Annotated in this window: 14 protein-coding genes; 5 read left to right on the top strand and 9 right to left on the bottom strand. The window is 56.2% G+C overall.

Features of this window, described 5'->3' with window-relative positions; all coding sequences use genetic code 11:
* Window positions 1-6: 6 nt before the first annotated feature.
* The 8 genes from ACSBLW_RS14890 to ACSBLW_RS14855 form a co-directional block, all read right to left on the bottom strand.
* Window positions 7-942 carry a phosphotransferase enzyme family protein gene (locus ACSBLW_RS14890; protein WP_435257387.1) on the bottom strand — a complete coding sequence of 312 codons (936 nt, stop codon included), beginning with the start codon at window positions 940-942 and terminating at the stop codon, window positions 7-9.
* Window positions 939-2192 (bottom strand): aspartate aminotransferase family protein, encoded by a 1254-nt coding sequence (locus ACSBLW_RS14885; protein ID WP_435257386.1) that lies wholly within the window; start codon window positions 2190-2192, stop codon window positions 939-941. The genes ACSBLW_RS14890 and ACSBLW_RS14885 overlap by 4 nt, the downstream gene beginning before the upstream one ends.
* The gene (arfB, locus tag ACSBLW_RS14880) at window positions 2189-2611 is read right to left on the bottom strand and encodes an alternative ribosome rescue aminoacyl-tRNA hydrolase ArfB (protein WP_435257385.1); all 423 of its coding nucleotides are present in this window, start codon (window positions 2609-2611) and stop codon (window positions 2189-2191) included. Before arfB ends, ACSBLW_RS14885 begins: the two co-directional genes overlap by 4 nt.
* Window positions 2612-2914: 303 nt before the next feature.
* Complete coding sequence (locus ACSBLW_RS14875) at window positions 2915-3547, bottom strand: queuosine precursor transporter (RefSeq protein ID WP_435257384.1); 633 nt, start codon at window positions 3545-3547, stop codon at window positions 2915-2917.
* Window positions 3548-3631: 84 nt separating this feature from the next.
* A complete protein-coding gene (locus ACSBLW_RS14870; RefSeq protein ID WP_435257383.1) occupies window positions 3632-4480 on the bottom strand; it encodes an esterase-like activity of phytase family protein in 849 nt (282 codons plus the stop codon).
* Between the two features lie 62 nt (window positions 4481-4542).
* The gene (mepA, locus tag ACSBLW_RS14865) at window positions 4543-5430 is read right to left on the bottom strand and encodes a penicillin-insensitive murein endopeptidase (protein WP_435257382.1); all 888 of its coding nucleotides are present in this window, start codon (window positions 5428-5430) and stop codon (window positions 4543-4545) included.
* Window positions 5430-6824 (bottom strand): MFS transporter, encoded by a 1395-nt coding sequence (locus ACSBLW_RS14860; protein ID WP_435260127.1) that lies wholly within the window; start codon window positions 6822-6824, stop codon window positions 5430-5432. Before ACSBLW_RS14860 ends, mepA begins: the two co-directional genes overlap by 1 nt.
* Before the next feature lie 18 nt (window positions 6825-6842).
* Window positions 6843-7385 (bottom strand): acyl-CoA thioesterase, encoded by a 543-nt coding sequence (locus tag ACSBLW_RS14855; protein WP_435257381.1) that lies wholly within the window; start codon window positions 7383-7385, stop codon window positions 6843-6845.
* A 177-nt stretch (window positions 7386-7562) separates the two neighbouring features.
* Between ACSBLW_RS14855 and ACSBLW_RS14850 the strand changes: the two genes are divergently transcribed.
* The 3 genes from ACSBLW_RS14850 to yaaA are packed head-to-tail and all read left to right on the top strand — an operon-like array spanning window position 7563 to window position 10745.
* Complete coding sequence (locus ACSBLW_RS14850; protein ID WP_435257380.1) at window positions 7563-7841, top strand: YggT family protein; 279 nt, start codon at window positions 7563-7565, stop codon at window positions 7839-7841.
* A 17-nt stretch (window positions 7842-7858) separates the two neighbouring features.
* Complete coding sequence (gene recQ / locus ACSBLW_RS14845; RefSeq protein ID WP_435257379.1) at window positions 7859-9901, top strand: DNA helicase RecQ; 2043 nt, start codon at window positions 7859-7861, stop codon at window positions 9899-9901.
* A 49-nt stretch (window positions 9902-9950) separates the two neighbouring features.
* Complete coding sequence (yaaA, locus tag ACSBLW_RS14840; RefSeq protein ID WP_435257378.1) at window positions 9951-10745, top strand: peroxide stress protein YaaA; 795 nt, start codon at window positions 9951-9953, stop codon at window positions 10743-10745.
* A 4-nt stretch (window positions 10746-10749) separates the two neighbouring features.
* Here yaaA and ACSBLW_RS14835 read toward each other — a convergent pair whose 3' ends face one another.
* Window positions 10750-13281 carry a response regulator gene (locus tag ACSBLW_RS14835; protein ID WP_435257377.1) on the bottom strand — a complete coding sequence of 844 codons (2532 nt, stop codon included), beginning with the start codon at window positions 13279-13281 and terminating at the stop codon, window positions 10750-10752.
* 168 nt (window positions 13282-13449) lie between these two features.
* Here ACSBLW_RS14835 and ACSBLW_RS14830 point away from each other — a divergent pair, with 168 nt between their 5' ends.
* Both ACSBLW_RS14830 and pbpC read left to right on the top strand, forming a co-directional pair.
* Window positions 13450-18894: an alpha-2-macroglobulin family protein gene (locus ACSBLW_RS14830; RefSeq protein WP_435257376.1), complete on the top strand. Its 5445-nt coding sequence runs from the start codon at window positions 13450-13452 to the stop codon at window positions 18892-18894.
* Complete coding sequence (pbpC, locus tag ACSBLW_RS14825; RefSeq protein WP_435257375.1) at window positions 18891-20933, top strand: penicillin-binding protein 1C; 2043 nt, start codon at window positions 18891-18893, stop codon at window positions 20931-20933. Before ACSBLW_RS14830 ends, pbpC begins: the two co-directional genes overlap by 4 nt.
* The last annotated feature ends 4 nt before the right edge of the window (window positions 20934-20937 follow it).

Here is a 20937-nt window from a genome sequence, read left to right as displayed (position 1 = left end):
CTTTCATCAACCGATTCCAGCATTGGAAATAAGCCTGTGCGCCATCATCAGAGCGCGGTCCAAGTGACTGCGTTGCACAGGGTGGTCCATTGCAAGACGGCTGCTTGCCCAACCAACTGAGGCGAGCGTACGGGCCAGAGTAAAGGCATCCACATCATCTCCGTTCACCGGAAGCAACGAACGGTAGCCGTCAATAAGTGCATTTCGCAGCGCTGGAAACTGCGGTTCGTACAGGTCTTGGGAGAGCACCGTTCCCAAATCAAACCATCTGTAGCCAAAACCGCTATCATCAAAGTCGATCAACGATAGTGAACCCTCATTCACAAAAACATTCTCCCGCAGGACATCGGCATGAATAAGACCGACAGGAGATTGGCATTTGCGAAGCCGCACCGACAACCAGTCCCGTGCGGCGAGGAGCAATGATTTCTGGTTTGCGTCTGCCAGTGGATGCTCCCAGAAGCGCCCCCAAAGTGGCGCATTGCCAACCAATCCGTCATGGTCCCACGCAGGTCTGTCAAACCAATCGGGTAAGGTCAGTTCATCGGTCGCGATATGAATTCTGGCCAACAATTCACCCAATGCATGATGCCGCGCGATCTGAATCTCGCTTGTAAGCGGATGAGGAACGCCAGCCTCGCCGAAAGGTTCGCCTTCCACCCAACTGACGACTGAAGCGTATCGCCCAGTGGATAGCGTAGCGAGAAGATTACCGTCTTTGGCCGCAATGGGAGTCGCCACAGGTAGACTGCGCGACCCTAGCTGGTCGCACCACCACAATTCTGACCGGATTGCTGAAGCCGATTGGTAACCCATCCTGTGCAACCGAAGAGCAACCCGCTTTCCGGAAATTTCCGCCTCATAAACTTCGTTCTCGCGGAGTCGAAGTGACCGAATGATCCTGCCTTGCCACAGTTTTGCGGCTTCTTCTGCTTCTGTCATCGGATCGCCAATGCGGCTTCAAGCGCGTCCGCCAACAGATCCGCGTGTTCTTTGCCAAATGGCATCGGGGGCCGCATCTTCAGCGTGCGCCCGCCGCGTCCAATTCGATTGAGGAGAAAGCCACGATCGACCATATCTTCGACAAGATCCGCGACAAGTTCCTCGGCCCTCTCACCGTCGAACTCTAGTCCAAAGAACATCCCGGCTGCCCGTGCATTGGTGATGTTCGGATGTGCAAGCGCATTGAGACGTTCAAGAAGATATGACGAAGTATCCGCCGCAGCCTCCTGCAGCCCTTCCTCCTTGATGACATGAAGGGTGGCCAGACATGCCGCTGCAGAGACTGGGTTGCCACCGAACGTATTGAAGTAGCCAAAGAGATCGCGAAAGGCTGACATTATGTCCGGCCTTGCAAGGCAGGCCGCAACGGGGTGTCCGTTGGCCATTGGCTTTCCAATCGTCACCACATCAGGGGCAAATCCCAAGGCATCGTGGCCCCAAAAATGCGATCCAACACGTCCAAATCCCGGCTGAACTTCATCACATAGGATCAAGCCACCGGCCCGGCGAACGACCTCGACAGTTGCATCCAGAAAACCACGAACGGGCGCAAGGAGTCCTTCATTTGCAAACACCGGGCAAATCATCAGGCCCGAGAAACCGTAACCAGCGTCTTCAAGCTCTTGAATTGCCTTGGCGACATTCTGCGCGAAAGCCTGGGCTTGCGCCTGCAGCGACCCACCCAAGGGCCTCGTTGTTTCAGGGGCCGGCACCAAACGTACATTCGGCGCACGCCCTCCGATCGGGGGGCGACGCGTGGAAAGTTGACTGACTGCTGCTGTATTTCCGTGGTAGGTGTTATCCGTGGCGATAATGCCGGTCTTTCCCGTCTTTGCCTGCGCCATTCGCAACGCCAGATCATTCGCTTCAGACCCAGTGCACACCATGATCGCCTGAGAAATGCCGTGTCCAAGCGTTGACGTCAGCTCTTCAATGTAGTTCAGGACCAACTCATGGTGATAGCGCGTATGGGTGTTCAGGGTGGCGGCTTGTTTACAGATCGCCTCAACCACCTTGGGATGGCAATGGCCTACATGGGCCACGTTATTGTAGCAGTCGAGATAGCGTTTGCCATCTGCATCCCACAGCCACACGCCTTCACCGCGCACAATATGAACAGGCTTGCGGTAGAAGGTTGGCACGTTTGGCCCCATCAGACGGGCACGGCGTTCGTTCAGGTCTTCAATCATTCTTCGGGATCCACTTTGCCACGCGCTGATTTCACCTCAGATCGCACCGTCTTTGCCTTCAACCGCCGCAACTGACTTCCGTAAGTAGGTTTCGTCGCGATCCGCCTTTTAGGTGCGACAAGAGCTTGTCGGATCATCTCGACCAGACGCTCTCTGGCAAGTTCCCGATTTCTAGCTTGGCTGCGGGTTTCTTCGGCGCGGATGACAATCGCGCCATCATTTGTCCATCGCCGCCCAGCAAGACGCTTCAAGCGCGTTTTGACTGGATCTGACAGATGTGGAGAGCGTTCAGCTTCGAACCGCAGTTCGACAGCAGTTTCAACCTTGTTGACGTTCTGCCCACCCGGCCCTTGCGAGCGCGAAAAGGTTTCGACCAGTTCCCAGTCGGCAATGGTAATGGCGTCATTGATCCGAAGCATGCGGCGGACGTTACGCCAAGCCGCGCGCACGGGAAAGGGCTTCGAAAATACATTCGACAGACGCCGAAAATAGAGAAAGGGTCGCCGTGGTACGGCAACCCTTTCCGAGTTCCAAGGAGATGGGCCAGTTAGGATAAAGGCCCAATCAAGCGGTTTGTTTGGCTAGAGGGCTGCCCCTAGAAAACACGCCTCCCGACTGTCCCGACACCTCTCTCCAATATCACTCTAGACACTGGATCACCTCCTTTCAAAAGATTGCCGATAAGATGAGCGTGACACAGATTTTGTGTCTGTCAAATCTTTTTACGCAACCTTTGCTGTAACTTTTCCGACAATCAGCCGGAACGGCACAAGTGCCAACAAAGCGAGCAACAGTTTTACGCCCCAGTCAGCAACGGCCAACGAAACCCAAAGCGGGGCCTCGGGGCCTATGCCCAACAAAGGCAAAACTTCACCGGCCCAAGAGACGTCATTCGAGGGCTCAAGACTGGTCAAGGCTGCCGAGAATGCGATGGTAAAGAAGATAACCGTGTCGACGCTGGATCCAATGAGGGTTGAGACCAATGGCGCGCGCCACCAGTTGCCTTCACGGAAACGGTTGAAGACCGCAACGTCAAGCATTTGGGCCGTAAGAAATGCGAGACCCGATCCGATCGCGATCCGCAGCGTCACCGCCGGATAGGTGTAGCCATCGCCTTGAAGCATGATCTGCGTCCCAATCAACGAGCAGAAGACACCCGTGACAAAGCCAGCGAAGACCACAGTCCGGGCTGCCTTTGCGCCATAGATGCGGTTCGTCAGGTCCGTCACAAGAAAGGCGATCGGATAAGTCAATGCCCCCCAAGTGAGCCATTGGCCAAAGAGGTATTGCACTAGTATGTTTGAGGCCACGACGGTCGCGGCCATGGCAAGAATGCCGGGCAGTAGTTTTTGCATGATCTGATCCGTTTTTTATGCAAGGTCGCGGAGACTTGCCCCCCTGTTGGGGACGCGCTGCACTAATGCCGTGTTTGCAGTCTGTCAATCCGCCACGCGATATTCGACGATCTCGGTACGCTGAATCGGGAGAAAGTTATTATCGGAGATCATCGTCAGACGAATTCGCCCTTTCGCATCTCGCCAGACCGACAAACCCTCAAGGTTATCGTGCATTCCAATCGGGCTTTCCATCTCAGTGCGCTCATCGGAAAGCACCCTGCGACCGACCACGAATGACCGTACACGATTTCCAAATCCAGCGATGCCTCTGAACTGACGTTCAAGGACGTAAAGCCTCCCGTCCGGCCCAAAATCAGCGCCCACAGGTAAGTAATTCCCAAGTCTCGGCAAAACAAAGGGCTGCGACCATTGCCCGCCAGAGTATCTCCAAACGGGGAAATCCGGCCCATTGGGATTCCCAGGTTGACCTGTAAAAAGGCGCACGCGCTTTGATCCGGTCAATTCTTCCGGAAACGTGTAAAGTGCGCCTTTTTGATCTACCGCCAAGGCTTCAAGCGATGCATTCCTCGGGAACCGATCAAAGCTCTTTGGCCGGGGAAGATTTTCAGCCAATCCATCAATGCGGTCATATCGCAAGACACGCGCAATCCCCTCAAACGACACATAGGCCGTTCCATCAGGCGCGATTGCCAGCCCCTCACTATCGTTGCGATCCAGTTTCAGCGGCTCGTTCACGTTCGACTTCAGCCGCCACATCGTACCGTTCTTTACAGCGGTGATCCGACCATCGACATCGCGGAAGATCTGACCCGTGACATAGCTGCCTTTATCCGTCAGCGCTGTGAAACTGTCGCCTTTTGCCGAGATTTCCAGGGCAGAAAACCCACCGAAAAGATCATCGTCAACATGCCAACGAAATGCCCCGACCAAGCTGGCCGGGGGCGTGACACCCGCGCTTCCTTGCAATGCGAGGCCAAGAAATGCGCCCAGAGTCAGGGCGAGGCGAGAACATCTAGGCATTGCTTGGGCAGATCCGCCATCGTGTACTCGCGCGGATGGCGTGTACGCTTTGCTGGCTCTTTCGGTTTTTTAGTTGGCTTTGGCGGGTTCAGGTAATCTGTCACCCACCACATCAGCGTGTCATCGCATCCGTCCCCGCCTTTCGACAACTCATTCACCGAAGGCTTTTGCGTTTGACACAGGCGCGCCCCGGCAGGGCATTTGAGACGAACGTGGAAATGGCTGTCGTGTCCTTGGATCGGGCGAATTTTCTGAAGCCATTTCTTATCCGAAGACTTCGCCGTCTTGCACATCTCGATTTTGACAGCCGCCGCTACAAAGATGCGATCCACGCGCGGATCAAGCGCGGCTGCCTTCATCAATTCATGGTGCGTGCGCGTCCAGTTCCTCGTCACGGATTTCTGGTCAGCAGACCGGACGGGGATGGAGCTGAGCTTTTCGCGCTCCGCGCGGCTAAGATTGACCCTCTTTGGCGGCAATTGCCAGATATCGGCGTCCAAGCCAATCTGATGGCTTGCATGCCCACTGGTCATTGGCCCGCCGCGAGGTTGGCTGATATCCCCGACATAAAGGCCGGCCCATCCAAGCCGCTGTGCAGTCTGCGACAGGTCTACCAAGAAATTTATCATTTCAGGATGACCCCAATTGCGGTTTCGCGACAACCGCATGGCCTGCCAACTGGGCCCGGTTTCCGGCAGTTCAACCAAACCCGCGCCACAGCCCTTTGCATATGAACCGATTGGCATCGGCGCCTGCTGGCTCGCTACTTCTTTTGCGCCCAAAAGCTTGTTGGCCAACTTTTCTGCATATGCCGTGGCTGGCAGGGAAAGAAGCGCAGCAATCGCAAGAATACGAAACATCAGGAAATCCGTTCACCATCAGGTTTGACCCACAGTAGCAAAACCAACCCAATCAGGAAGAGCCCAATAAGGGGTGTCACGCCAAGTTGTTGACTGCCCGTTATATCTGTGGCGACCGCAATGGCCAATGGCGCGATGAAAGAGGTTGCCTTGCCGGACAGGGCATAAAGCCCAAACGCTTCCGTCATCTTTTCCGGTTCTGCCTGACGCACCATCATCGTCCGGCTGGAAGATTGAAGCGATCCGCCACCCGCTCCGATCAGGGCACCCAAAACATAGAACGCGATATCTGGCAGTTTGCTCTCGGGGCCAACGGAAACGCCAAAGACACTGTCACGACTGACAAAGACAACGGCAACTGCGACAGCGGTAAGCACCAGCACGTTCAGAATGATCACCGGCTTAGGGCCAAATCGACTGTCCGCCTTTCCACCAAGCCAAGCAAAAATAGCGCCCGTCAAAGCCGCGAGAATTCCGAAAATCCCCACCTGCGTGGTTTGCCAACCAAGGACCCCAGCCGCATAAATACCCCCGAAGGTGTACATTCCGTTCAATGCGTCCCGGTAGAACATTGAAGACAATAGATAGTTGAACAAGCTTTTCTGGGACGGCAGCTGCCGCAAGCTCGACTTTAGCTCGGGCCAAGCACTGCGAATGGCTTCTTGGATACTGACCGCATCTGCTTTCTTCGGCTCCCGTACCCAAAGAAAATAAGGGATCATGAAAACCGCATACCAGATTGCCGTCAGCGGCCCTACGGCGCGCGTGCCTTCGCGGGTTTCCGGGTCAAGCCCAAAGATGGGCGATATTCCAATCAAGGTCTTGCCGTTCTGGCCCTCGGCAAGCAGCAAAAGCATGATCACAAGGGCAACAATCCCCCCTAGATAGCCAAAGGCCCAACCCGAACCTGAGATTCGACCCAGATCTTCCTTGGGGGCGAGATCCGGCAGGATGGCGTTGGTAAATGTCGTCGCGAACTCCATGCCGATCAAGCCGATGCAGAACCAGATCATCACCGACCAAACGTTGAAGTTTGCCGGCGCCGAATACCAAAGCATCCATGCCCCAAGCACATACATGATCGAAAAGAGCCAAATAAAACCCATCCGCCCGCCAGCCTTGTCAGCGACAGCACCCAATAACGGTGACAAGATGGCAATCAGAATGCCAGCAGCACCAATGCCATAGCCCCAGATGGATTGCGCTGCAGACCCGTCCCCAACCACAGAGACGACATATGGCCCGAAGATAAAGGTCAAAAGAAGCGTGTTGTAAGGCTGACTGGCCCAGTCAAAAAAATACCAGCCCCAAATACGTTTCTTTGCGCTGTCCATTTTCGCCCCCCATCGCGGCCGGTTTCGACCTTTGCCGCGATCAAGCCCGAAAAGTAAAATCAGCGCAAGCGACGAGATTTACATCAGAGGTGGCCACGGACGCTGCGCGTCTGCGCCCGACCAGGCGAGCACCCATTCGGGCAAGGCAGGGCTAACATCCGACTGACCAAACGCCTTTGCCAACTCTGCAGGAGGCACAATGCCCGCACGCCCCTGTGACGCCTGCACCAATGCCGAACGGATCAGCATGTGCGAAGTGCAGTCTCCATCTCTCCACATGGACTGTTCCATGTAAAGAAAACGCTGATCCCACCCAATAAGCCGGGTTTTCATCGTGACCTTTTCAAAGACCTTGACCCGGCGGCGATATCGCAAAGTGTTACCGGCGACCGTCATTCCCCAACGATTTTCGGACATGACCTTCCGAAACCCCATGCGGCTGGCCAGCGGAATTCGGCCGAGGTCGTAGAGTGTCAACGTGCGACCGTTGTTCAACTCCATCCATGGGTCCAAGTCCCATGGCCAGATGCGATGCGTACTGATGTGGGTGTCAAAGAACCCAAGCTTCGGTGCGTTCCGAAACTTGATCAATTCCTTCATCATGCGGAAATATGGGTACATAGTATGTCTCCGTTCGACGGTGGCGTGAAACGGATTGACGTGAAGGTCAAGGTGAACGCGACGGAAACTTTCGATTTTGTTGGGTTTCAGGACAAAGCCAAACGAAGACCATTGCTCTTATTGGGGGGTCACGATACCACTACCACTACCCCTAGCTATTGTCAGAGAGACAACACGATGACCGCGTTGCTTGATACCCTGCTTTTGATTCTGCGTATCGCCCAATGGATCATCCTGATTCACATCATCATGTCTTGGCTGATCAACTTTCAGGTCCTGAACCTGCGACAGCCGCTTGTTGCTCAGATCTGGTACGGGATTAACAGATTACTCGAACCTCTCTATTCCCGCATTCGGTCGCTCCTCCCCAATCTCGGGGGTATAGATCTTGCGCCTCTGATCGTGCTTATCGCGATTTTCTTCCTCCAGCGGCTGATCCTGACTGGCGGCATGTAAGTCACGCCAGAAGACTGATGACTGACCCGATTGAGCTTTTGCACCGCGTGTTCGGTTTCCCTGGCTTTCGTCCCGGTCAGGAAGAAATTGTCAGATCGGTTCTTGATGGACGCAACACACTTGCAATCATGCCTACGGGTGGCGGCAAATCGCTTTGCTTCCAACTACCGGCTCTCTGTCGCGATGGTGTTACTGTGGTCATTTCCCCATTGATCGCCCTGATGCGCGACCAAGTCCGCGCATTGCGGGCTGCTGGCGTAGAGGCAGGCGCTCTGACCTCTGGCAATACCGAAGCCGAGACGGAAGAGGTATTTCAAGCAATCGACGACGGCCGATTGAAACTCCTCTACATGGCCCCCGAACGGTTGGCCTCCAGCGCCACGTCACAACTTTTACGCCGCGCGAAATGCAATTTGATTGCGGTAGACGAAGCACATTGTGTCAGCCAATGGGGGCACGACTTTAGGCCAGACTATCTGCGGATTGGCGAGTTGCGGCGGCAGTTGCAAGTGCCATTGGCGGCCTTTACCGCTACGGCTGATGAAGAGACACGCGCCGAAATCGTAACACGCCTCTTCGATGGCACGGCGCCTGAAACCTTTTTGCGTGGCTTTGATCGGCCAAACATTCACTTGGCGTTCGAAGTCAAGAACAAGCCACGGGAACAAATCCTGCGTTTTGCAGCGGCCCGCAAAGGCCAGTCCGGAATTGTTTACTGCGCAGCCCGCGCGCGGACCGAAGTTCTCGCGCAAGCCCTGCGCGCGGCGGGACACCCAGCCTGCCATTATCATGGCGGAATGGAGGCCGATGATCGTCGGGAAGTTGAATCCCGATTTCAACGCGAGGACGGCCTGATCGTTGTTGCGACAGTTGCTTTCGGCATGGGGATCGACAAGCCCGACATCCGCTGGGTCGCACATTCTGACCTGCCGAAATCCATAGAGGCCTACTACCAAGAGATTGGCCGATCAGGACGTGACGGTGCTCCTGCAGAAACACTGACACTTTATGGCCCGGAAGACATCCGGTTTCGCCGGATGCAGATTGACGAAGGGCTGGCCCCTGCAGACCGGAAATTCGCAGATCATTCACGTTTGAACGGGTTGCTCGGGTTGGCCGAGGCAACGAAATGCCGCCGCCAAACCCTGCTTCGCTACTTTGGCGAAACATCCGAAGCGTGCGGCAATTGTGATCTGTGCGATGCACCACCCACTCTGTTCAACGCGACAGAAGCCGTGCGAAAGGCCCTTTCTGCCATTTTGCGTACAGGCGAGTCCTACGGCGCCGGACATCTCATCGACATTCTGGTGGGAAGACCCACACAAAAAATTAGAGACCGCGGCCACGATTATCTACCCACCTTCGGTGTCGGGAGAGAGCTTTCGGTCGCTGCATGGGGGGCAGTTTTTCGCCAGATGATGGGACATGATCTGGTGCGTCCGGACCCCGAGAAGTTCGGAGCGCTTGTCATGACCGATGCTGCGCGCCCGATCTTGCGCGGTGAGAAAGAAATCACCCTCAGACGTGATACAATTTCTGCCGCGTCCTCCTCCGTCGCGATCAAGACCTTGGTTTCAGAAGATGACGCCCCACTTCTCTCTGCGTTGAAGGCCAAAAGACGGGCCTTGGCCGAAGCGGCGACTGTGCCAGCCTACGTTGTTTTTGCTGATCGCACGCTTATCGAGATGGCGGAACTCAAGCCGTCAACTTTGGACGACATGGCACAAATAACTGGTGTTGGCGCAAAGAAGCTGGAAATCTATGGGCTAGAGTTCCTGTCGGTCATTAACGGCGTTGCTGACCCGATGCATCCTGTCCGCATGAAGTTGGCCGGTCAGCAAGCTGGCGATGTTTTTGATCGGTTGGCTGAAGTCACCCAAAGCCTTTACCGAGGCGATGATGGAACCGGAAAACCAATGTCTCTCTCTCCAACCGTCCTGAAACGTATAGCTGAACGTCGGCCCACGACGCTGTCAGACCTCGACAGGGTCGCCAATCTTGGGCCCGCCAAGATCGAACGGTTCGGAACAGCCTTCTTGAACGTCTTGACCTCTGGCTAAGCCAAACCATTTCCCTTGCCGTCCGTGCCCGCCTACGAAGGAAGAACTGATGCTGACTGTGATTTCACCTGCCAAAAAGCTGGATGAAACCCCCTACGCCTTGCCGGATGGCCTCACTCTGACCGACCCCGAATTTGCCAAGGATGCGCTGAAGCTTGCTCGCATTGCGCGGAAGTTAACCGTCGATGAACTTCGAAGACTAAGCGGTATTTCCGAAAATTTGGCGCGCCTGAACAAAGGCCGCTTTGCTGCTTTTTCAGCGACTCCAAATGCGGGCACTGTATTCCCTGCAGTTCACTGTTTTGCGGGCGATACATATGTCGGGCTTCAGGCGCGGACGATGTCTTCAAGAACATTGCATTGGGCTACTTCTCGTTTGCGCATCTTGTCAGGCCTTTACGGGCTGTTGCGTCCGTTGGATGCCATCCAAGCCTACCGTCTTGAAATGGGCAGCCGTCTGGCAAACCCAAAAGGGCCAGATTTATACGCCTATTGGGGCGACCGCCTTGCCAAGTCGATCAACCAATTGGCTCAGGAAAAGTCGGCAACAGTGATCGTGAACTGCGCCAGTGTCGAATATTTCGCCGCCGTAAATCGGAAATGTCTGAAGCCGCGGGTCGTAACGCCCTTGTTTATGGAAGAAACTGAAAGCGGCCTGAAGACAGTCAGCTTCTGGGCAAAACGCGCACGGGGTTCGATGACCCGCTTTATTTGTGACAACGAACTGTCAAATCCCGCCGACCTTCAGACATTCTCACAACTGGGTTATCGGTTTCGTTCTGAACTATCGGGCGAAGACAAACTGGTATTTTCAAGGCCTGTGACCGCCGAGGCCGCCGCCTGAAAGGTCAAGTATCTTCAATGGGGCTCGCAGTTTCTGGGCAGAATTCTGTCATCGCAGCGATAATCGCCGATTTCTTTAGGGGTTTCGTCAGATAGCGGTCCATGCCAGACGCGAGGACGCCAGCCTCGTCTCCGTCCATCGCATGAGCTGTCAAGGCAACGATGGGAACACGAGTGTGTCCGGCCTCCATTTTTCGAATTGCCTGCGTCGCTTCTCGCCCATCCATTTCTGGCATGGAGACATCCATGAAGATGAGATCTGGTTTGATCTGTTGATACTTCTCAACCGCCTCCCGCCCGTTGTCAGCAAAGGTCAGGTCGATATTCAGCGATCGAACCATCTTGCCAAAAACCAACTGATTGGTTCGGTTATCTTCAGCCGCTAGAATACGCATACGCCGCAATCCTGGAGAAGGTGTGGGCTGCTCGGGAGATCTCTCAATTTCAGGCACGGAAAGTGCCTGCAAGTGCCGATAGAGATCGGCCCGCAGCACAGGCTTCTGCAGAATGCCAGACAAGCCGCAATCGCCACCCTGCTCTCGCGCACCGACCGGGTTTGACGACAGCATGACGATGGGCGTGCCGACCCCTTGGGCACGCACGAGGCGTGCAAAGGCCAACCCATCCATTTCTGGCATCTCGTGATCTGTAAGAATGACGTCAAAATCTGGGTCTTTCCTTAAGATTTCCAAAGCCTCGGCACCCGATCTGCACAGAGTTACCTGAATTTCATGTGGCGTCAGTTGGCGCTCCAGAATGGTGCGATTGATAAACTGATCATCGACGACAAGAGCTTTGCGAACCGAAATCGGTGCGCGGGTCGGATCAGTATTTTCCGATACCGGAAGCGCCACGCGGAAGCCGAAACAGGAACCTTTGGACAGTTCGCTGTCGACCCAAATGGACCCACCCATCCGCTCAATCAGTCGCCGGGTAATAGCGAGGCCAAGACCCGTCCCTTCAAACTTGCGGTTTTGCTGGCTTTCAACTTGGTTGAACTCACCGAAAATGTGATCCAGGTGATCGGGGGGAATACCTATTCCGGTATCTTCGACCGTCACATGCAAGGCCTGCTTCCCGTCTTCCTCATCAAGACCGATCACGCGAACCAGAACATGGCCGACCTCGGTAAATTTCACGGCGTTGCCCAACAGATTCGTTAGGACCTGCCTGACCCGACCCGGGTCCCCGACAAAGCGGGTCGGCAAGAACATGTCATAGTCGATCAAAAGATCTATGCCCTTGGCCCGGGCCCTTGGCTGCAAAAGCATGGTCACTTCATGGATCATGCGCTCAAGATCGAATGGCTCTGGATGCAGCGTCAGCCGCTCCGCCTCGATCTTCGAATAGTCGAGAATGTCGTTGATGATGACCAACAACGCCTCACCCGACGACTTGATCGTCTCAGCAAAGAGACGCTGTTCTTCGGTCAAAGCCGTATCGCAAAGCAATTCGGCCATACCGACAACCCCATTCATTGGGGTTCGAATTTCGTGAGACATGTTCGCAAGAAAGGCGGATTTCGCGCGGTTTGCCGCTTCCGCCTGAAGCCGGGCGGCCTCCAGTTCTGCCTGCTGCTGTTTTAAGCCTGAAATATCAACACGCAGTCCCACCCGACCACCATCCGGCGTCGGCTGTTCAAGAACCCGAAGCCACCGACCATCCCCCATTCTTTGTTCGCTGATAGACGACGGAGCGCGATGCGCTGCCATCCGTTCTTCAAGCCATTCATCTTCGCGACCGACTGCATCCGCGTATTTTCCGCGGATCAGTCCATGGCGAAGGATTTCTTCAAAGGTCACCCCGGGCTGAAGGATGTCCGAACTTTCAGGATGAATGTCACGGTAACGTTGGTTGCAGATCAAAAGCTTATCCTCCCTGTCGAAAAGCACAAACCCATCCGGGATTGCCTCTAGTGCGGCCCAGATGCGCATTTGCTCGGTAATATTCAAAGCGAGAGTGACCATGTCGCCGTCGCGCGCCCTGCGATCGACGAGACGCGTATAATTGCCGTTGCTGAACTGAATAACCTCAGCCGGTATCGGATCATTGTCCCAGCGTCGCAGCATTCGCTCGACCCAGTGGTCAGGCTCCTCGGCTCCAAGGCGAACCAAACCGGAGGACGCGCAGAGCTTGAGGATTTCGACATAGGGTATCCCAATTCCAACATTCATCCCGTCAAAGACGCGAAGGTAGGCGCGGTTGGCTGCAGCCAGATTCTGCCGAGAGTCGAACACCGCAAAGCCATCACGAATGGTGTCAATCGAATCCCATAGGCGCCGCTCTGCCATGACTGCGGCGGTGTGGGCGCGCTCCAACTCACCAACGAAACGGGCGTTCTGGCCTTTCAATTCATCTGCTTCGTTCCGCGCGGTTCGGGCAGCACTCCGCTGCTCAACGACCTGAACGGATAGCCCCCGGGCATGGAGGGCCAGTTTTTCATTCGCCGCGAAAAGCTCACGTTGCTTATGTTCAAGCAGCCTTTCTGCCGCCAAACGAGCGCGCCTTTCTCTCGCCAGTCTTTCGGTCAACTCCATGTTCCGCATTCCCTACGCACGGTCGTCTGAGTGGCGCTCAAATGGGAACATATGAGAAACAAAATGAATCCAACCTTAACATGACAAAGGAATTCCTGACCTTGGGAATGCTTGCGCGACTCTCAAAGGCCGTGCCACCATAAGCCATTCACGACCGGAGGATTTGGGATGCGCCGTTTTCTGCAAGCCAGTTTGATTGGCATTTTTCTCACCGGCACCGCTGTGGCCCAGGACGCGCCGATCATTCCTCCAAAGCGCATAAACGTTGTCCCGGGTGTAGATCTGCCAGGCGGGGATGTGGCGCAGCTCTTTGATACGACGCTAGACGCCTGTGAAAAGGCATGTCTGACCAATAGTCGCTGCACGGCGTTTACCTTCAACACACGGAATAATAGCTGTTTTCCAAAGCAAGACCCCGGTGAGTCCAGCCCTTACCCGAATGCCGTCTCTGCCTATGTGATTGCTGCTGCGCCAGGAGCAGAAGCTTTGGCCAAAGCGGGCCGTTCAGATCTGAAATTCATTTCGAACTACGAAATAGATGACGCCCGCGATATGGCGCAAAAACTTGGCCGGACCCACACCTCAAACGGTTTTACTGCGCAAGACCACCTGACGGCCGCAGCCGAAGCGGAACGCGCAGGAAATACCATTCAAGCCATGCGCTTTATGGGTGCCGCAACCAATCTGACCGATGCGGGGTCAGACTGGGCAGAATACGCTCGGCTGCTCGTTGCATCCGCAACGGCAGAACCGGGAAATGCTCGCGCCCACCTGCAGCAGTCAGTCAAAGCCGCGATTAATGCCTATCTCAGAACCGACAACAAAGCTCTGCGCCATACTATCCTTGTCACAATGGGTGAGGGGCTAGAAAAAATCAGCCGCGGCCGAGATACTGTCCAAGCTTTACGGCTGGCACAGACGCTGCAATTCCGGGACGACACCGAAGCCCTTCTTGATACTGCCATCGGAAAATACGGCTTTCGGATCGTCGAGGAGCAGGTCCAGTCTGACAGTATCCGGCCGCGCATCTGTGCCACCTTTTCAGAAGACCTGATCAAGTCCGGCGTCGACTACGAAACTTTCGTCCAGCTTCCCGAACCCGGGCTGACCGTCACTTCTGATGGCTGGAGAAACCTTTGCGTCGAAGGACTGGTTCACGGGGCTCGCTACACCGTTACTTTCCGCGAAGGCCTTCCCGCGGCCGATGGGCAGACTTTGGCAAAATCTGTCGCGCTGACATCCTATATTCGCGACCGCGCGGCGATGGTTCGGTTCCCTGGTCGGTCTTATGTGCTGCCCAAGGGCGATTCCGCTGCGCTTCCCGTGGTGACGACAAACACAGAAAAGCTTGATCTGACCCTGTATCGTGTGACCGACCGAAATTTGCTACGCGCCTTTCAAAACGGCTATTTCAGCCAACCGATGGCCGATTGGCAGGAAGGCAATTTCAGCGGGGAAGTCGGGTCCGAAGTCTGGTCTGGACAGGCCACCGTCGGCTTGGATGTGAACAAGGATGTTACGACCCGGCTTCCCTTGTCAGATGCCTTGGCCGGGCGCCCGGCAGGTGTCTACGCCATGAAAGCTGCCGTTCCCGGAGAAGACCCTTATGACGTGGCCCCGGGCTGGCAGTGGTTCGTCGTCTCTGATCTTGGATTGACCTCGCTTTCCGGCGTCGATGGCCTTCATGTGTTTGTGCGTGGCTTGGGCAGCGCGGCTGCAAAGTCTGGTGTGACAGTCGAACTGCTTTCCACTTCGAATGAAATCCTTGGAACCACAACCACAGACGAGCAGGGATATGCCCGTTTCGATGCAAGTCTGACGCGCGGAACAGGCGGGCAAGCCCCGGCTTTGATCGTTGCGAAAGACGGTGAATCGGACATCGCATTTCTTTCCCTCACGGACCCTGAGTTCGATCTTTCAGATCGCGGCGTCGAAGGTCGTGAACCGGCCCCGCCTGTCGATGTCTTCCTAACCACCGATCGAGGCGCGTACCGGGCAGGTGAAACAGTTTATGTGACCGCACTTAGCCGTGACAGCCGAGCCGAAGCCGTCGTCGGATTACCGTTGACAGCGGTATTGAAACGCCCCGATGGCGTCGAATACTCGCGCATTCTGGCAGATGATGCCGGGGCCGGCGGGCATGTCTTCCAACTTCCGATCTCTGGATCAGCCCCGCGTGGCGTCTGGAGATTGGAGGTTCTGGCAGATCTGGAAGCTGCGCCACTGACCTCGCGCACTTTCTTGGTCGAAGACTTCTTGCCAGAGCGTATCGACTTCACATTGTCGCTGGGGGACCAGCCGTTAAATCTGCAAGCAGCGCCGGAACTCTCGGTCGAGGCGCGTTATCTCTTTGGTGCTCCGGGGGCTGATCTGCAAATTGAAGGCGAAGTCCTTCTGCGGGCCGCACAATCCATTGACGGTTACGAAGGCTATTTCTTCGGTCCGCATGATGAACCCTTTGATGCGCGGCTGGAAAGCTTTGGTGGCGATGTCACGGATTCAGCGGGCGTGGCCACGCTCTTTCCGATCCTACCACAAGTCGATGACCCGATGCACCCTCTGGAAGCTCGCTTCACTGTCCGCGTTGCCGAGGGCTCGGGCCGTCCCGTTGAGCGCCAGGTTACCAAGTCACTGGTGCCAACTTCTGCAATGATCGGTATTAAGCCGCTTTTCGACGACGTTGTCGCCGAAGGCACTGAGGCACGCTTCAACCTCATCTCGGTCGGCGAAAACGGCAATTCAGAAGCCATGCCTGTCAAATGGGTGCTCAGCCGCATCGAAACGGAATACCAGTGGTACCAGTCCTACGGAAATTGGAACTGGGAACCTGTGACTTCGCGTAGCATCACCGCCGAAGGTGAGGCCGTTTTAGGTGGCCAACCTTTGGAAATCGCAGCGCCGGTGACCTGGGGCGAATATGAACTTCGCGTGGAACGCTCTGACGGCACCTATGCGGTGACGTCGACGACCTTCTACGCCGGTTGGTACGCGCCGGCAGATGTGACATCTACACCCGACACATTGGAGCTGTCGCTTGATGCCGCAGCCTATAAACCCGGCGAAACTGCAAATCTTCGGATCGTCCCGAAAAGCGCTGGAACAGCCCTTGTAACTGTTTTGTCCAATCGACTGATTGCGATGCAAGCGGTCGAGGTACAGGAAGGTGAAAATGTCATCCCCCTTTCGGTGACAGATGAATGGGGTGCCGGGGTTTATGTGACTGCAAGCGTTCTGCGCCCGATGGATATCGCTTCGGGGCGCAATCCGTCTCGTGCGCTTGGATTGGCTCATGCGTCGATTGATCCGGGGACACACAAACTTTCCGCCAATGTAATGGTGGCTTCAGAAGCAGCCCCGCGAGGCCCGCTTGATATTGCTGTAAAGGTAGAGGGAGCGGTTACAGGGGAAACCGTCTATGCCACAATCGCAGCAGTGGATCAGGGTATCCTGAACCTGACAGCATTCACGCCCCCGGATCCTTCTGGGCACTACTTTGGTCAGCGCAAATTAGGCGTCGGGATCCGCGACATTTATGGTCGCCTGATCGACGGAATGAACGGTGCCGAAGGTCAGGTCAGGTCAGGTGGCGATGCAGGCGCTCAGGCCAAATTGCAGGCACCACCGCCGACAGAAGAACTGGTCGCTTATTTCACCGGCCCGGTAACGGTAGGCAGCGACGGATATGCCCGCACATCCTTTGACCTTCCCTCGTTCAACGGCTCTGTCAAAGTCATGGCGGTGGTCTGGTCCAAAACTGGCGTCGGACAGGCGAGTGCCGATGTCTTGGTCCGCGATCCCGTTGTCGTCACGGCAAGCCTACCGCGGTTCATGTCGCCCGGTGACCAAAGCCGCCTGTTGCTGGAAATCGTTCATGCCACTGGTCCGTCTGGCAGAATGGAACTGGACGTCTCCGCCGAAGGAGCCACGCTGGGCCAAATGCCTTCGGGCTTTGAATTGGGGGATCAGGCGAAAGCAGTCTACGCTGTCCCTATCACCGCCAAGTCTGCGGGACTTCACAAGATCAACGTGTCTCTGACCACACCGGATGGAAAGGTCTTGCAAAAGACCTTGATGCTGCCTGTTCAGTCAAATGACCCAGAAGTCGCGCGGACCAACAGGATGACCTTGGCGAAGGGGCAGACACTCACCTTCGACCAGAACGCCTTCGCCGACCTCTTGCCGGGGACCGCGAAAGCCACCATTGCCATCGGTCCCCTTGCGCGGATCAATGCGCCGGGACTTTTGGCATCTTTGGATCGCTACCCCTACGGCTGTACCGAACAGATAACTTCGAAAGCCCTGCCGCTTCTTTATTTCGATGAGGTCGCCCAAGCGATGGATCTGCCGGGCGCAGACAACATTGCGCTTCGCATTGAACAGGCAGTGGCAGAAATCCTGACCAACCAAGGCGCCGAAGGTGGCTTTGGCCTTTGGGGCCCTGAAAATGGCGACCTTTGGCTGGATGCCTATGTCACCGACTTCCTGTCGCGCGCGCGCGCCCAAGGGTATGCCGTTCCTGACCTCGCCTTCCGTCAGGCGCTAGACAACCTACGTAACCAAGTGAACTATGCGCCTGAGTTTGATGAAAGCGCGAATGGCGGCGGTCAAGCCTTGGCCTACGCCCTTATGGTTCTGGCCCGCGAAGGGGCCGCTGCGATTGGCGACTTGCGCTACTATGCCGACGTAAAAGGGGACGATTTCCGCACCGCCTTGGCACAGGCACAACTGGGTGCGGCTTTGGCCAGCTATGGCGACCAATCTCGCGCTGACGCAATGTTCCGCAGGGCCGCCGCACGGATGGATGCCTTGATGCAAACAGAAACCGAGCAGCTTTGGCGGGCAGATTACGGAACCCATTACCGTGACTCGGCTGCTCTTCTGACGCTGGCCATTGAGTCAGGAACGCAGGTCGTGAACCGAGAAACCCTGATCGGTCGCATTTCCGGAGAGGTCGACGGCCTTTCCACGCAAGAAGCGACTTGGGCGCTGATGGCCACAAATGCCTTGATCGACAAACCTGGAACCGATGGCATTTTGATTGACGGTCAGCCCGTATCGGGCCCACTTGTGCACGTGCTGGACAATTCTACTGCACCCGTCGCAATCACGAATACTGGCGCCGACACGCAACTGACGCTGACAACCTATGGCGTTCCTTCGCAGCCAGAAATTGCCGGCGGAAATGGCTACGCGATCACGCGGACCTATTACACGCTTGACGGCGAGGTGGCCTCTCTTGACGGCCTGTCCGTTGGCGATCGCTTGGTCACTGTTCTGGAAGTCACGCCATTTGCCTCTGGAGAGGCGCGGTTGATGGTCAATGACCCGCTTCCCGCCGGATTTGAGATCGACAATCCAAATCTCATCTCTGGGGGCAATCTTGCCAATCTAGAATGGTTGGGGCTCGAGTCCGAAGTGGCTCATAGCGAATTCCGGCAAGAACGCTTCCTGACCGCCATCGACCGCGACAACGGCAACGCATTCCGTCTCGGCTACATTGTTCGCGCAGTTTCCCTAGGCAAGTTCCACCATCCCGCCGCTTCTGTCGAAGACATGTATCGCCCCATGTTCCGCGCCAGAAGTGAAACGGGGAATGTGACGATTTTGGAATGAAAGCTGCGGGTTCCATATTTTCTGTGGCGGTTTGCCTTTGGCTGACCGCCTGCTCGCATGATCGTTGGTCCGACTGGGTCGACCAGACTGAACTGCCACCTTTGGCGCTGGAAACATCAGTAGAAGTCAAGGATCATGAGGGCACGTTGTTGCGTGCCTATACCGTATCCGACGGGCGTTGGCGCATGTCTGTCACCCGGTCAGAGGTCGACAGCGACTATGTGAAAATGCTGATCGCATATGAAGACAAGCGGTTCTTCACGCATGGCGGGGTCGACCTTAGGGCCATGGCAAGGGCGGTAAGACAGGCGGCCGTCAACGGGCGAGTCATTTCTGGCGGATCGACCCTGACGATGCAGGTCGCCCGCCTTTTGGAAGACAGCGGCACCGGCGCCCTCAGCGGTAAATTCCGGCAAATGCGGGTCGCATGGGCCTTGGAACGGCGTCTTTCAAAGCAACAGATCCTTGAGCTTTATCTGCACCTTGCGCCCTTTGGCGGAAACCTAGAGGGGGTGCGCGCCGCAACATTTGCCTATTTTGGAAAGGAACCAAAGCGGTTGACGCCAGCCGAGGCAGCGCTTCTGGTAGCCATTCCCCAAGCACCGGAAAGCCGTCGTCCTGACCGATCTCATGGCAGGGCGGTAGCCGCGCGCGAGCGAGTTCTGGCGCGGGCCACTCGGGATGGCATCATTGAGGCAGATCAGGCCGTGGCCGCTTTGACCGAACCTGTTCCTCATCTTCGCCGCGACTTTCCAGCCTTGGCACCGCATCTTGCGGATCGGTCCGTGGCCGAAGACCCGGTGTCGCGGGTTCATCTTTTGACACTTGACGCCGGACTTCAGGCATCGTTGGAAAAGCTATCCAAAGACGTGATCGCCGGTCAGGGAGAGCGCGTTCAGTTGGCCATCGTTGTTGCAGACCATAAGTCTGGCGAGATCCTTGCCAGTGTCGGATCGGCGGCGTTTCAGGCCGATCACCGACAGGGCTTTGTCGACATGACCCAAGCGCTGAGAAGCCCGGGGTCAACACTTAAGCCATTGATTTACGGATTGTCTTTCGACGCGGGATTGGGCCACCCAGAGACCCTGATCGACGATCGCCCGATGATTTTCGGAACCTATGCGCCGCAGAACTTTGACCGTCTTTTCCGTGGAACAGTGCGGATGCGAGAGGCGCTGCAACTTTCGCTCAACTTGCCGGTCGTCCAGATTCTGGATGCCATCGGTCCTGCAAAACTTTTGGCCTCGCTCGACAAGGCCGGGGTTCGTGCCATCGTTCCCGGTGACCAACCCGGCCTTGCCATCGGGCTTGGTGGGGTTGGCATAAACCTGCAAGATATGGTGCAAATTTATGCAACCATTGCCAGAGGTGGTGTCGCCCTTCCCCTAACCTATCGCGTTGGGGGAGAGAGGGATGAGGGGCAAAGGGTGCTTAGCGCGGTCGCCGCGTGGCAGGTTGGTGACGTTCTGGCCGGACTTGCAGCCCCGCCGGGCGCGCCGCAAAACCGGTTGGCCTATAAGACTGGCACCAGCTATGGCCATCGCGATGCCTGGGCTATTGGATATGATGGTGACCATGTCATCGGCGTCTGGTTGGGCAGACCCGACGGAACCCCCGTTCCGGGGGCCTTTGGCGCAGAGGTCGCGGCCCCGGTCTTGTTTCAGACCTTTTCCCGGCTAAAGCGGCGCCTGACCCCACAACCATCGGCACCATCCTCTACTCTATTGATCTCAAACGCAGAATTGCCACCGCCGCTGCAACGGTTCAAGTCGCGCGCCGACAGTTTGGCCGCAAGATCGAATGACCCTGCCGTTGCTTTTCCGCCGGAAGGGTCGGAGGTCGAATTGCTGCCATCCGGTCTGTTGGTAAAGGTTCAAGGGGGCCAAGGGCCGTTCACTTGGCTGGCAAATGGCGTTCCATTGGCTGTGGCGCAACGGGGGCGTAGCACCGTTCTGAACCTGCCGGATTCCGGGTTTTACACCCTTTCGGTGATCGACGCCGAAGGGCGTTCGGCCCGGACGAAAATTCGGGTTCGCTAGACCA

It is taken from the genome of Thioclava sp. FR2 (assembly GCF_051200875.1).
Classification (GTDB): Bacteria; Pseudomonadota; Alphaproteobacteria; order Rhodobacterales; family Rhodobacteraceae; genus Pseudotabrizicola.
Note: the sequence above shows the minus strand (reverse complement) of the source record. Positions and strands in the feature narration are given on the sequence as shown.